At 36.7% G+C, this 13,311-nt stretch carries 10 protein-coding genes and 1 pseudogene; 6 read left to right on the top strand and 5 right to left on the bottom strand.

Features of this window, described 5'->3' with window-relative positions:
* Both DRF57_RS21890 and DRF57_RS21885 read left to right on the top strand, forming a co-directional pair.
* Nucleotides 1-584: pseudogene (locus DRF57_RS21890) on the top strand (prolyl-tRNA synthetase); the annotation flags it as partial.
* Nucleotides 585-615: 31 nt separating this feature from the next.
* Nucleotides 616-2,019, top strand: coding sequence for an OmpP1/FadL family transporter (locus tag DRF57_RS21885; RefSeq protein ID WP_084086122.1), 1,404 nt, complete (start codon nucleotides 616-618; stop codon nucleotides 2,017-2,019).
* Between the two features lie 68 nt (nucleotides 2,020-2,087).
* On the opposite strand, the gene DRF57_RS21880 is transcribed toward DRF57_RS21885, so the two are convergent.
* Both DRF57_RS21880 and DRF57_RS21875 read right to left on the bottom strand, forming a co-directional pair.
* The gene (locus DRF57_RS21880) at nucleotides 2,088-2,804 is read right to left on the bottom strand and encodes a ZIP family metal transporter (RefSeq protein ID WP_115920850.1); all 717 of its coding nucleotides are present in this window, start codon (nucleotides 2,802-2,804) and stop codon (nucleotides 2,088-2,090) included.
* The gene (locus DRF57_RS21875; RefSeq protein WP_115920848.1) at nucleotides 2,804-3,529 is read right to left on the bottom strand and encodes a class I SAM-dependent DNA methyltransferase; all 726 of its coding nucleotides are present in this window, start codon (nucleotides 3,527-3,529) and stop codon (nucleotides 2,804-2,806) included. The genes DRF57_RS21880 and DRF57_RS21875 overlap by 1 nt, the downstream gene beginning before the upstream one ends.
* A 136-nt stretch (nucleotides 3,530-3,665) precedes the next feature.
* On the opposite strand from DRF57_RS21875, the gene DRF57_RS21870 reads away from it, so the two are divergent.
* The 3 genes from DRF57_RS21870 (at nucleotide 3,666) to DRF57_RS21860 (ending at nucleotide 8,021) form a co-directional block, all read left to right on the top strand.
* Nucleotides 3,666-4,829: a THUMP domain-containing class I SAM-dependent RNA methyltransferase gene (locus tag DRF57_RS21870; RefSeq protein WP_047494230.1), complete on the top strand. Its 1,164-nt coding sequence runs from the start codon at nucleotides 3,666-3,668 to the stop codon at nucleotides 4,827-4,829.
* A 643-nt stretch (nucleotides 4,830-5,472) separates the two neighbouring features.
* On the top strand, nucleotides 5,473-6,756 hold the full coding sequence (locus DRF57_RS21865; protein ID WP_115920846.1) for an endo-beta-N-acetylglucosaminidase H: 1,284 nt from the start codon (nucleotides 5,473-5,475) through the stop codon (nucleotides 6,754-6,756).
* 260 nt (nucleotides 6,757-7,016) lie between these two features.
* Nucleotides 7,017-8,021 carry a glycosyltransferase gene (locus tag DRF57_RS21860; protein WP_084086118.1) on the top strand — a complete coding sequence of 335 codons (1,005 nt, stop codon included), beginning with the start codon at nucleotides 7,017-7,019 and terminating at the stop codon, nucleotides 8,019-8,021.
* Nucleotides 8,022-8,057: 36 nt separating this feature from the next.
* Here the strand turns inward: DRF57_RS21860 and DRF57_RS21855 are convergent, their stop codons facing one another.
* Complete coding sequence (locus DRF57_RS21855; RefSeq protein WP_084086117.1) at nucleotides 8,058-9,284, bottom strand: aminotransferase class I/II-fold pyridoxal phosphate-dependent enzyme; 1,227 nt, start codon at nucleotides 9,282-9,284, stop codon at nucleotides 8,058-8,060.
* 157 nt (nucleotides 9,285-9,441) lie between these two features.
* Here DRF57_RS21855 and DRF57_RS21850 point away from each other — a divergent pair, with 157 nt between their 5' ends.
* On the top strand, nucleotides 9,442-9,900 hold the full coding sequence (locus DRF57_RS21850) for an Lrp/AsnC family transcriptional regulator (RefSeq protein ID WP_047494219.1): 459 nt from the start codon (nucleotides 9,442-9,444) through the stop codon (nucleotides 9,898-9,900).
* A gap of 52 nt (nucleotides 9,901-9,952) precedes the next feature.
* Here the strand turns inward: DRF57_RS21850 and DRF57_RS21845 are convergent, their stop codons facing one another.
* Together DRF57_RS21845 and DRF57_RS21840 are read right to left on the bottom strand one after the other, a co-directional pair.
* On the bottom strand, nucleotides 9,953-10,981 hold the full coding sequence (locus tag DRF57_RS21845; RefSeq protein WP_115920844.1) for a bestrophin family protein: 1,029 nt from the start codon (nucleotides 10,979-10,981) through the stop codon (nucleotides 9,953-9,955).
* A gap of 207 nt (nucleotides 10,982-11,188) precedes the next feature.
* Entirely contained in the window at nucleotides 11,189-13,261 is a 2,073-nt protein-coding gene (locus tag DRF57_RS21840; RefSeq protein WP_047494213.1) for an alpha-ketoacid dehydrogenase subunit alpha/beta, read from the bottom strand.
* Nucleotides 13,262-13,311: the final 50 nt, after the last annotated feature.

The raw sequence follows: 13,311 nt of genomic DNA, 5'->3' as shown, positions 1-13,311 counted from the left end.
CTATTGGCTGGGGAAGTCCTTACTGGGGCGGATATTATGATCCATTCTGGGGTGGATACTATGGTAACCCATATTGGGGCTATGGAGGAGGCTACTGGGGTGGTGGTTACTACAACAGACCGGCATACAGAAGAAGTGGTGCTGATGGAAGAGGATTCGTTGGTAATCCTGGGGTAACCAATAATGTTTACAGACCAAGTAACACAGGAGGTTTCAGAAACGGCAGTAACAATGGTTTCAGAGATTCCAATACTAATGGAGGCTTCAGACAGGGAAATACCGGAGGTTTCAGAGGTTCTAATACCAATGGAGGATTCCGACAAGGAAATACCGGAGGCTTCAGAGATTCTAATACTAATGGTGGATTCAGACAAGGAAATTCTGGAGGATTCCGTAATTCTTCTCCACAACCAAGACCTGAATATAATCAACAACCAAGATATAATAACAGCGGAGGTTTCAGATCTAATGATTCAGGAGGCTTCAGATCAAGTGGTGGTTTCAATTCCGGAGGCGGTGGCTTCAGAGGTGGATCTGGCGGCGGAGGCGGCATGAGATCCGGAGGTAGCGGAGGCTTCAGATAATTTTCAAATTAAAATAAACTATTAATAAATAATGTTAAAAAAATCTTTAGTATTAATGAGTGTTTCTGCGGCTTTCTTTGCGCAGGCACAGGATGTTTCCGTGATAAGGAATACTGTAGATGTTTATTCCAGTTCTCCTATGGTGGGATCGGCTAAGTTTAATGGGATGGCAGGTGCTAACGGAGCATTAGGTGGAGATGCCAACTCATTGCTTACCAACCCCGCAGGTTTAGGAGTTGCTATTTCCGGAGAAATTTCAGGAACTTTATCTGTTGCCGGTAATAAAAACAGCAGTACTTGGGCAGGTTCTACCTTAGACTATAACAAAACCAAGACTGATCTTGGAAATGTGGGAGGTGTTATTGCTTTTCCATTGATGACCGAAACAGCATGGAAATTTATCAACATAGGGATCAACTATTCCAATCAGTCTCTTGATAATTATGTAGAATCGGCTGGGAATAATAAAATGATTTATGATTTTGATACGGATAAAAGTTCAGCATTTGCAGGACACGCTTACAACCGATATGGTCATTTATCAAAAATGAGTTTTGGGGTTGGAGCGAATTATAATCATAGCTTCTATGTTGGAGCAGGTCTTAACTTTTTGAGTACATCAATCGATCAGTATGATACAGCAGCTTTCCAATCTATTCAAAATAAATCTATGGAATATTTCAGTAAGCAGAATACTCCATATTTTGAAAGATCTTCAGGGTTTTCAGCTTCATTAGGGGTAATAGGGAAGCTAAGTCCTAATTTCAGAGTGGGAGCAGCTTTGGAAACACCTACTTTCTGGACTATTGACAGAGATTATAATTATTATAACGATGCCAATACAGGAGATGGAATAGGGTATGAGAACAGAAAGCTTACTACACCGCTTAAGGCAACAGTAAGTGCTGCATTCGTAGCCAATAAGAATTTTTCATTGAACGTAGATTATACACTAGGACTTACAAAACCTGATTATAAAGTGTATGGATCAGCGGAAAGAGAACTGAACGATTTCTTTAAGGATAATTACAAAAACTTATCAGAGCTTAGACTGGGGGCTGAATACAGAGTACAGCAATTCAGACTGAGAGGAGGTTATTCTTATATTTCCAGTCCTATGGATGCTATTGCTATCAGCAGTTATAATGATGCCGGTATTGCCCAGGACAATCAGTCATACAGTAATCTTATGTTGAGTGACAGAAATCTTATTTCATTCGGTATAGGATATGATTTCAAATCATTCTATATTGATGCTTCTTACCAGAATATAACATCAAAGTACAATAATCCTTTCTTGAGAGGAGTGCTTTCAGATCAGGTAGATTCTGCTTATTATTCTCCATCGAATATTGTAAGCAGCGATGCTTATGCAGTTTCCAATGTGAAAAATACCAGAAATAATTTCTTCCTTACTTTGGGATGGAAATTCTAAGTTTCTGAACATATACATAAAAAGCTCCGAAGAATATTCGGAGCTTTTTTATTTTTTTAAAGTATATATTAATGCGGATGCTGGTGGAAGATATGCATGAAAAGCGCCAGTGAAACTCCCAGTACTACCAGTCCTATTTTTACCCAGTCTATATTGTGGTTCTTATTGCTCTCGAAAATAATCACTGAGGAAATATGAAGGAAAATCCCTCCTACGATAGCCAGAAAATAAGGCTGCAGATTTGGGTTGAAATAATTTCCTAATAACATTCCCATGGGTGAAGCGAGTGCAAAAAGAGCGACAATCAGTAAAGAAGGATATGATGATTTACTTTTCGACTCTTCATGCCTGTTGAACAAAAATGCTCCCAGAATAAAAGAGATCGGTAGATTGTGAAATACAATCCCTAGTAGGTAAGGTGACAATTCATGTTCTTCATTGGCAAGAGGGATTCCCTCTATAAAGGCATGAATAAATAGCCCTACCATTAAAGCAACAGGAAGTATATTGTGGTCGCTGTGGTGATGAAAATGTCCGTGTTCAAAACCTTTGGTTAATGCTTCCAGAATCATCTGCAAAAGAACACCTGCAATCACAAATATTCCAAGATTGTTGCTTTCTGATGAGGTATAAACCTGTGGAAAGACTTCATTCAGGCATATCGTAATCAAAAAACCGGCACTTAAGATCAAAAGATTTTTAGCCAGTTTTTCTTTTTTGCCAAAGTGTTTTCCCAGAAATACTCCTGCAATTACACTTAAAATCAGTAAAAGTACTGTGGTCATTATTTTTTCTTAAATAAATTGATACAACGTGGGGAACTTTCTCTATCAAATTCATTCAGCTGGTAATCTCCCCAGATTTTTATTCTTTCAAAGCCACATTTAGAAGCATAAGTATTAATAGCTTCTAATGTGTGGAGCTTTACTTTTTCAAAGAAATGAAAAGGCTTATCATCTGCTTCAAAACGAATATCTTTAATCACATGCCTGCCTTCTATTTTTTTCAGAATCTTAAAATCAATGTCACCCCTTGTGATTATGGTCTCAGGAACTATATTTTTTCTTACATATTCTTCATTAAGATAATCCAGTACAAAATAACCTCCCGGTTTTAAAGCATTGTATACAGACTGAAAAACTTTTTTATCATCATTTTCATTATCAAAATAGCCAAAACTTGTAAATAAATTGAAAACAGCATCCATAGGATCTGCATCAATAGGATTTCTCATATCGTGAACATCAAAAACCAGTGTCTGATTTTCAAATTGTTTATCAGATTCAATACTCTGTCTGGACAGGTCGAGCCCTAAAACATCATATCCCAGTTTGTTCAGAAAAACGGAGTGTCTTCCCTTGCCGCAAGCAAGATCTATAATTTTTGAATTAGGCGGCAGCTGAAGGTCCGCAGTAAGCTTTGTAATGAAGTTTTCGGCTTCAGTATAGTCTCTGTTGCTATAAAGCAAATGATAATAAGGGGTATCAAACCAAGATTCAAACCATTCCATAATGCAAAAATAACTAAATTTGTGCGGTTAAAAGCAAAGTATTTTACAACATTAAAAGATTGAAAAATTCAATTGATCAATACGTTGGATAGCTAATCTTTTAATTATTAAACCTTTATACTTTTAATTTTTACTTATGGACACAGAAAATATAAAAATTCAGATAAAAACATTCTTCGGACTTGAGCAGATTCTGGCGGAAGAAATCAAGAAATTAGGGGGAAGAAATGTCGAAATTAAAAACAGAGCGGTAAATTGTGAAGGAGATCTTGGTTTTCTTTACAAAGTTAATTACTCAGCAAGAACAGCATTAAAAATCTTAGTGCCGATTCATGAGTTTAAGGCTTTTAACCAGCATCAGTTTTATGACAGGCTTTTTAAATTTCCATGGGAAGACTTTTTGAGTGTTGACCAGTCTTTTGCTATTGATTCAACAGTGAATTCTGAAACATTTAAGCATTCACAGTTTGTGACATTAAAAATGAAGGATGCTATTGTAGATTATTTTCAGGATAAATTCAAGAGACGTCCTAATGTAGAAACAAGAAATCCGGATATTAAATTCCATCTTCATATCGACAGAGAATTGGTGATGATTTCACTGGATTCTTCTGGAGATCCTTTATTTAAGAGAGGATACAGAAGAGAGCAGGGAGAAGCTCCTATTAATGAAGTCCTTGCCAGCGGGATGCTTCAGCTTGCCGGCTGGAATGGGAAAGGTAACTTCCTTGATCCTATGTGTGGTTCGGGAACATTACTGATTGAGGCTGCTATGATTGCGCTGGACCTTCCGGCACAGATCTTCAGAAGAGGATTTGCTTTCCAAAACTGGAAGAATTATGATGCTGATCTGTTTTCGAAAATTAAAGAGTTCAGAATTAACAGAGTGAAACAGTTCGATGGAAAAATTGTAGGATATGATATTGATGGCAAAATGCTGAATGCTGCCAAAGCAAATATTGATGCTGCGGAAATGGAAGATGTAATTGAGATCAAAAAACAGAACTTTTTTGATTCCAAGAAAGAACTTTTCCCATTACTGATGGTATTTAACCCTCCTTATGATGAAAGAATCTCTATCAATGACGATGATTTCTACAAAAAAATAGGGGATACCTTTAAAACAAACTATCCGAATACATTAGCATGGTTAATTTCATCCGATTTGGAAGCTGTTAAAAAAATAGGGCTGCGTCCTTCCAGAAAGATTAAACTTTTCAATGGAAAACTGGAAACCAGATTTTTACAGTATGAGATGTATGAAGGAACTAAAAAGATCCACAAACTCGAAAATCAATAAATATTTTATAGACCCTTCCTGTTATGGAAGGGTTTTTGCTTTTAGATATTCAAAATTTTGTTTAACCTTTAAGTTAATCTATGTCCTGGAATATTTTTGATATAATAGGTGTTGTTTTTGATGCGCTGGAGTTGTTGGGAGGTTCGTCGACTTCCAATGAGAAGGGTCATCAAACCCCCAAAAAGTGAGATCCAAATACAGACTAGAGTAGATAAGTATGGCCTTGCTTGCATAGGCTTCGTATTATTGTTCTTTGTTCTTAAAAACCCGATACCCTTTCAATATTCTTTACTTACACTGGCTATCACTATTTAATTGGATTTTTGATTTCATCAGCCTGTTGTTTTGCACTCCATATTCTTGGATTGTTTATTTCAGAAGTTTATTTTCTATGTATTTTTTCTGCTGCTGTTTACTTTTTCTTTCAACAGCTTTAGTCATATGTTTATATTTTAATTCCGGTTTGCTTTTTTTAATACCATCTTATTTTTTGAAAAAATAAGAATCTGTTATTTGTTTTGTATTTTTATTTACTATTGTTTATTTTATTTATTTCTTTTTGATAAAATAGTGTATGATTTTGATAATTTATCATTAATGATTTACTGGGTCTTATTTTACATTTGAAATAAACAATTGTATTATGAAAAAAATTAGTTTAGTATCTCTATGTATTTTATTGATGAGCATGCTCAGTATTGTTTCATGTAATTCTGATCGTTTGGAAGATTCAACAACTTCAAAAGATCAATCTTTATCAGCCAGAGGAGATTTGAATTCCAAAGTTGCTGCTTTTGGAAAGAATCCTCTTTCTGTTATGTATGTTGAGGTGAATAACAATGATATCCGGGAAGTAGGTAAATATAAACTGGCGGATGGAAGGCAGCTTTTTGATGTCGCCATTATTTTTGCTGCCAACATCAACTATAATACTTCTACTCAGAAGGCCTATTTGCATTTTAATGATCAGGTTACCAATGTACTTACCAATAAAAATACCTATATAAAACCTCTGCAGGATAAAGGAATTAAAGTCATGTTATCAATTCTAGGTAACCACCAGGGAGCTGGATTTGCCAATTTTCCGACTCAGGCTGCAGCTCAGGCTTTTGCTCAGGAATTAGCTGATGCTGTGAATACTTATGGCTTGGATGGTATTGACTTTGATGATGAATACGCCAATTATGGGGCTAATGGGACTGCTCAACCTAATCAGTCTTCATTTGTTTATCTGGTGACTGCCCTTAGGGACCTACTTCCCACAAAGATTATTTCTTTTTACAATATTGGCCCTTCCGCGAGCAATCTTTCTTATAATGGGGTAACGGTTGGATCGAAAGTAGATTATGCCTGGAATCCTTATTACAGTACATATTCTGCTCCTAATATACCGGGTTTGGATAGTGCTCATAAAGGTGCTGCTGCAGTGAATGTAAATCCGGGAACTTCTTCTTTTACAAGTAGTTCTACCGCTACAAGCTTTGCACAGAGAACTAAGAATGATGGATATGGTGTTTTTCTGTATTATGATTTGGGTGCTACCAATATAGCTTCTTATTTTTCGGGTGCTACCAATGTGCTGTATGGACAAAATACGGTGTATGGAGACGGAACAACGCCAATAGGTGGAATTACTTCCGGAGCCACCTATCAGTTGGTTTCTGCAACGAATGGTACTAGTGTATTGGATGTTTTGAATGCAGGGACAACAGACGGAACAAAAGTTCAGCTTTGGGCTTCTAATAGTAATACCGCCCAAAAATGGAAAATTACCGATGTGGGTGGAGGATACTATAAGCTACAGCCTCTTAATGCTCCTACAAAATCTTTAGATGTATCCAATTCCGGTACAGCTAATGGAACTCAGGTACAAATATATACAGATAATGGAACGAATGCCCAAAAATGGAAATTAATAAAATTATAGTTTCTATTTAAAGAACAGATTTCAAATTGAAATTTGTTCTTTTTTTTGAAAGGATCTTTTATATTTCCATCAATAGTATAGTTCTCATTTATTTAAAATGTCAATTTAATATATTAAAATCAACAAACGAAGGGAATTACTACCTCGGGAGCCCGTGATTAAAATGCTGTCTAAAAGCATGATGGTGTTAATTTCGGTGAATACCTGTTAAACTGTTTGTGAATTCCTTTATGAATGGTTAATTTTGACAAATTTTCAATTTGAAACCTAGTATTTCCATTATTGTTGCTATTTACAACCGAAAAGACGAGCTTTTTGAGTTGCTGACCTCCCTTACCCAACAGACGGATAAAGAGTTTGAAATTATTATTGTGGATGATGGCTCTGTGATAGACCTGAAACCTACGATACATCATTTTGACGAAGTTCTGGATATTAAATATTTCAGAAAGGATAATTCCGGACCGGGACTGACAAGGAATTACGGATCAGCAAGAGCCGCCAATGAATGGTTGGTTTTTGTAGACAGTGACGTAATCGTTGAGAAGGATTACATTGAGCATATTAAAAAAGATATCGTTAGTATTCCTTGTGATGCATTTGGTGGGGCAGATAAAGCACATAAAGGTTTTAATCTGATGCAGAAAGCTATTTCATACTCTATGACTTCTGTTTTTACAACAGGAGGAATCAGGGGCAGTAAAAAAGCGGTTTCAAAATTTCAGCCCAGAAGTTTTAATATGGGCGTAAGAAAGGCGGTTTTTGAAAAAGTAGGCGGATTTTCAGAAATGAGAATAGGAGAGGATCCCGATTTGTCAATGACACTTTGGGAAAATGGTTTTACTACAGCTTTTTTTGATGATATTGCGGTGTATCACAAACGGAGAGTGGATTTTGGAAAATTTTCCAAACAGGTCTATCAATTCGGTTGTGCAAGGCCTATTCTTAATCAAAGACATCCTGATTATGTGAAGATCTCTTTTGCTTTTCCAACGCTATTTATGCTGGGATATATAATGGGATTTCTGGAATATTTTGTGCTGGGAAGAGGAATTATCCTTGCTTTTTATGGGCTGTATACCTTTTTGGTACTTTTCCATGCCTTGCTTCTTACTAAAAATATAAGTATTGCCGGTATGGCAGTTATATCCACTTATATTCAGATGTTTTCTTACGGCTACGGCTTCCTGAAATCCTGGGTTTTACTGAATATTTTTAAGATGAAACCGGAGGATGCTTTTCCTCATCATTACCATAAAAAATAAAAGCTGCCAAAACCGGCAGCTTTTATAACAATAAATTTAGAGTATAGGAATGTTTTCATGGGTAAGAACACCTACTTTAAGCATGCATTCTTTCATTTTTTGGTATGTTCGTTTTATGTCGTGGTCCAAACCGATGGAGAATCTGATCAAACCATCAGAAATTCCAATGGAAGCACGCTCTTCTTCCGGAATTTCAGAAGAAGTAGATTTTCCGGAACATGAGAATAAGGTTTTATAAAACCCTAAACTTACGGCCAGATAACCCAGGTTTTCTGTCTGCATCATTTCCATCAGCTCATTGGCTTTTTCCGTAGTTCCGGCATCCAGCGTTAATAACCCTCCATATCCGTATTCTTCATGAATCATACTTTTCATTAATTCATGGTTTTTATGAGATTCTAACCCCGGATAAGATATTTTCAATCCGTCTTTTTCAAATCTTTCGGCAAGATACATTGCATTGTAGCTGTGCTGTTTCATTCTGATGTGCAGGGTTCTCAGGTTTTTTAAGATACTGGCAGATCTGAAACTGTCCATAGTAGGACCAAGAAGCATGCAAGCTCCTGAGTTTACATTTTTTGTATCGTTAATGAACTCCTGAGTTCCACAATAGACACCACCTACAGTATCACTGCTTCCATTAATGAATTTCGTTAAACTATGGATCACGATATCCGCACCAAGTGATGTTGGAGAAATGGAAAGAGGTGAAAAAGTATTGTCGACAATCAGTTTTAAATTATGTTTTTTACAGATTTCCGAAAGCTTTCTAAGATCTGCCACTTCAAGAAGTGGGTTGCTTACACTTTCACAGTAAATGACTTTAGTATTAGGTCGTATGGCATTTTCTATAGACTCGAAATTTCCGATATCTACAAAGGATGTTTCAATATGGTAAGGTGGCAGAAAGTTTTTAAGAAACGCGTATGTTCCACCATAAATTGTTCTGCTGGAAATAATATGATCTCCACCTTTGCATACCTGCATCAGAACAGAAGTAATAGCACCCATTCCGGAAGCTGTTACATTGGCGGATTCTGTATTTTCCAATTTGGCAAGTGCCTGAGCCAGATAAAGATTCATTGGAGAGGAATGTCTTGAGTACAGATAACATCCTTCCGCATTTCCTTCAAAAGTATCAAACATTGTTTTTGCGGAAAGGAAAGTATAAGTAGAGCTGTCTGAAATAGAAGGATTCACTCCCCCGAATTCACCAAAATACTGAAGATCCTGTATTTCATTGGCTGCATTGAAATTTTCCATAAGCGTTGTTTTTATTTTATGGAACCAAATTGCATTATTTTCATAATTATTACAACATAAATTTGAATTTATAGAATATAAAACTGCGATTGTTTGTTTATTTAGAAAATATATTTAGTATCTTCGGAGATATTAAATTTTGACCAAAAATTTATCTATGGAACTTGACGAAACTGACAAAAAACTGCTCCTGTTTTTACAGGAAGACTGTAAACAAACTACCAAAGAACTGTCTGGCAAGCTTGGATTATCTGTAACAGCTGTTTATGAGCGTGTGAAAAAGCTGGAAAATGCAGGTGTTATTTCCAAATATGTAGCTTTACTGGACAGGAATAAGATCCACCGGAATTTTATTGTTCTGTGTCATGTAAAGTTAATACAGCACAAAAAAGAATTTGTATTGCAGTTTGAGAAAGAAGTGATGAATCTTGAAGAAGTTACAGAATGTTTTCATGTAAGTGGAGACTACGACTATATCCTTAAGATAGGAGTGAGAGACATAGAAGACTACCGTAGTTTTATGCTGACAAAACTGACGACGCTTCAGCACATCGCAAGTACGCACAGCTCGTTTATGATTTCTGAAGTAAAAAATACAACAGCTATTATTCTGTAAAAGGCAGTATATTAATTGTCTGTTTCATCTTGTGATTAACCTCTATTTGTAATTATACCAGGACTCCATTTTTAGATGCGATAGGATCTGGTAGATCAGTTTCACCGGTCATTTGAAGCAGGTCTATTTCTATAGTTCTGCAGATGGAAAGCATAGGGACATCAAACATAAGTCCGGCAAAAGGGTTTTCAGAATAGTCTCCTACCAGTTCCATAATAATATAAATCCAGCCAATGGTGATACAGAAAGGGATGGAAGTCCAGATGCCCCAGTCTCCCAGTTTGGCAAATTCATTCACTAACCCAAGAGGGAGTAGCATGATAAACAGAATGTTGAAGACAAATGCGGTACTGGCAAACTGTCTTGGGGATGGGAATTTCTTGATTCTTTCCGCTTGCCCCTGGAAACCATAGAATTCATTCAAACAGGTTTGTAGTTGTACCTGATTGAAGTCTGTGATGGCATTCATGTTTTTAAGCTCATTAATATCCTTGGCTTGCTGAGAAACCAGATAGGTAGCAAAGTTTTTATATTTACTCTTAAGATCGTATTCTTCTTCGGAAAGATATTTATGGAGGAAAATGGGGGCTCTCCCATAATCCGGAAATCCTGCTTTGATTAGTCTGTTTCTCCTTAAATTAATTCTTCCGAATTTATTTTCAGCACTAATGTGTTCCCATTCTGTAGGGATTAAAAGCTGTTCACGGAAAGTATATAACCATGCAATATGGCGGTAAATGATTCTTTTTTTTCGGTCTTCCAGATCAAAGACCCCTATTTCTTCGTTTTTAGTATCAAAGGCCTGTATCATTGAAGCAAATGACCGGCTGGAATTCACGATTCCACCCCATATCTTTCTGGCCTCCCAAAGTCTGTCGTAGGCCTGGTTGTTTTTAAATCCAACTAAAAAAGCCTCTGCGGTACCGATTACTGCAACCGGAACCCAAGGAATAGTCATCCATTGCCAATTGAAGAAATAGAATAGAACTGTAATCAGTGTGCACCAGATAGAAATTAAGATGAGTGGAGTGCCTGATAGATTAAGAACCTGTTTATAGTTAACGTATTTTGTAGTGATCATAAAGAAGAATGTGTTTTGGTGTGCAGACAAAATGAATACCAAACTGTGATGGAATTTTACTGTAAAGTATCTGTCAGCAATAATTTTTTAAGTTTTCTTTGGTTACAATAGTCTGGGATTTAGATGGATAATCTTTATTTAAAAGTAATGAAAAAAAACATAAAAAAAACCTCTAAAAAAAATTAGAGGCTGTTATTTTAGATAAGCTTAATATTGCAGCATTTCTTCGATCTTTTTGGAGAGCTTCTCCGCATTGGGTAACATTTCCTTTTCCAATACAAGATTGATAGGAACAGCAGGGACATCCAAAGATCCCATCGTTTCTACCGGTGCATCCAGATATTTGAAACAGTTTTTCGAAATACGGTGCGCGAAAGCTTCTGCAAAAGAATTGTTAAGCTGTTCTTCTGTCAGAACAATACATTTTCCATGAGCTTTTACTCTTTCAAAAACAAGTTCTTCATCCAGTGGAATTAAAGTTCTTAAATCAATAACTTCCACTCTGCCATTGAAGTTTTTAACAGCTTCTTTAGCCCAGTAAACTCCCATTCCATAGGTAATAACTAATAAAGTTCTGCCTTTTTCAGTTTCATTTTGATCTGCTTCAATAATTACTTTTCCTTTTCCAAAAGGAAGGATGTAATCTTCAGCAGGTTCTATTGTTTTGGCATCTTCAGTTCCCGGAACTTTACTCCAGTATAATCCTTTGTGTTCCAGCATTATTACAGGGTTAGGATCATAATAAGCTGCTTTTAACAGTCCTTTGAAGTCTGCGGCATTGCTTGGGTAGGCTATTTTAATTCCTTTAATATTGGCCAGGATGCTTTCAACGCTGCCACTGTGATAAGGTCCGCCACCTCCATATGCTCCAATAGGAACACGGATAATATTGCTGACAGGGAATTTCCCTCCGCTTAGGTAGCTTGATTTGGAAATTTCGGTGATCAGTTGGTTAATCCCCGGATATATATAATCAGCAAACTGAACTTCTACGATAGGTTTTAATCCTACAGCACTCATTCCTGCTGTAGATCCAATGATGTAAGCTTCCTGAATAGCGGTATTGAAAACTCTTTTACTACCGAATTTTTTTCCTAAAGTCACCGTTTCACGGAAAACACCACCAATTCTTTCTCCCACATCCTGTCCGTAAAGCAATGCTTCAGGATGCTTCCACATAAGTTCCTGTATAGCATGGATGGCAGCATCTACCATTACGATTTTTTCTCCGTTAGCTGGTTCACGGGTTCCCGCTTCTTCAGTAATAGGAGTAGGGGCGAAGATGTGCTGCATTACGGTTTCCGGTTTTGGATCTTCCGCATTTTTAGCTCTTTCAAAAGCCTCTTCAGCTTCAAGACGGGCCTTTTTTGTGATTTGTTTTAAATGATCCTCATCAATACCTGCTTCCAGTAATTGTTTTCTAAGGATTTCTCCCGGATCTTTAGCTCTATGTTTTGTTAAGTCTTCTTCGTTTCTGTAAAACTCTCTTCTTACACCGGAAGTGTGGTGACCAATCAGTACCGTTTTTGCACAAACAACCAATGGCTTTCTTTCTGTTCTTACAAAATCCACGGCTTTTTTCATTGCTTCGAAACTCTCTATGAAATCAGTTCCGTCCACTCTCATTCTGCTTAATCCCGTAAATCCTGCGACAAAGTCATAGGCGTCACAGGTTCTTGCTTCCTCCTTTGTAACAGAAATTCCCCATTCGTTATCCTGAACCAGAAATATGATGGGAAGCTGATGTAATGCTGCAAATTGTAATGCTTCACTTACTTCACCTTCTGTTACCGAATTATCACCAAGGCTACAAACTACCACAGGATTATTTTCAAAATGCTGAAGATTAAAGTCCTGAATATATTTTATTCCCTGGGCTACACCGGTTGTAGGAATGGTCTGCATACCGGTAGCAGAACTTTGATGGATGATCTTAGGTTTGTTCTCATCCCTGCTTGATGGGTGAGAATAATAAGATCTGCCTCCTGAAAAAGGATCCTCAGCTTTAGCCAATAATTGAAGCATTAGCTGGTATGGTTCAAAACCTATTCCCAAAAGAATACTTTCATCTCTATAATAAGGGGAAATCCAGTCTTCTTTTTTTAATTGATAGGCAGTTGCTAGCTGAATGGCTTCATGACCTCTTGAGGTGCTGTGTACATATTTACAGACATTTCTGTTTTCTTCGTAAATATCGGCCATTGCTTTAGCCAGCATCATATGATTATACGCTTTAAGTAATATATCCTGAGAAACTTTTTCGTGAAGTGTATTTTCCATAGGAAGCAAATATACATAAAAAAACAAAATACTAACAACTGTTAGTATTT

It is taken from the genome of Chryseobacterium rhizosphaerae (assembly GCF_003385455.1).
Taxonomy (GTDB): Bacteria; Bacteroidota; Bacteroidia; order Flavobacteriales; family Weeksellaceae; genus Chryseobacterium; species Chryseobacterium rhizosphaerae.
This window is presented reverse-complemented; position numbering and strand designations above follow the sequence as displayed.

What these genes read in the sequence shown, in the direction of transcription:
- DRF57_RS21865 (WP_115920846.1), top strand. Translation starts at nt 5,473, where the DNA reads ATGAAAAAAATTAGTTTAGTATCTCTATGTATTTTATTGATGAGCATG.
- DRF57_RS21885 (WP_084086122.1), top strand. Translation starts at nt 616, where the DNA reads ATGTTAAAAAAATCTTTAGTATTAATGAGTGTTTCTGCGGCTTTCTTT.
- DRF57_RS21850 (WP_047494219.1), top strand. Translation starts at nt 9,442, where the DNA reads ATGGAACTTGACGAAACTGACAAAAAACTGCTCCTGTTTTTACAGGAA.
- DRF57_RS21880 (WP_115920850.1), bottom strand. Translation starts at nt 2,804, where the DNA reads ATGACCACAGTACTTTTACTGATTTTAAGTGTAATTGCAGGAGTATTT.
- DRF57_RS21875 (WP_115920848.1), bottom strand. Translation starts at nt 3,529, where the DNA reads ATGGAATGGTTTGAATCTTGGTTTGATACCCCTTATTATCATTTGCTT.
- DRF57_RS21845 (WP_115920844.1), bottom strand. Translation starts at nt 10,981, where the DNA reads ATGATCACTACAAAATACGTTAACTATAAACAGGTTCTTAATCTATCA.
- DRF57_RS21840 (WP_047494213.1), bottom strand. Translation starts at nt 13,261, where the DNA reads ATGGAAAATACACTTCACGAAAAAGTTTCTCAGGATATATTACTTAAA.
- DRF57_RS21870 (WP_047494230.1), top strand. Translation starts at nt 3,666, where the DNA reads ATGGACACAGAAAATATAAAAATTCAGATAAAAACATTCTTCGGACTT.
- DRF57_RS21855 (WP_084086117.1), bottom strand. Translation starts at nt 9,284, where the DNA reads ATGGAAAATTTCAATGCAGCCAATGAAATACAGGATCTTCAGTATTTT.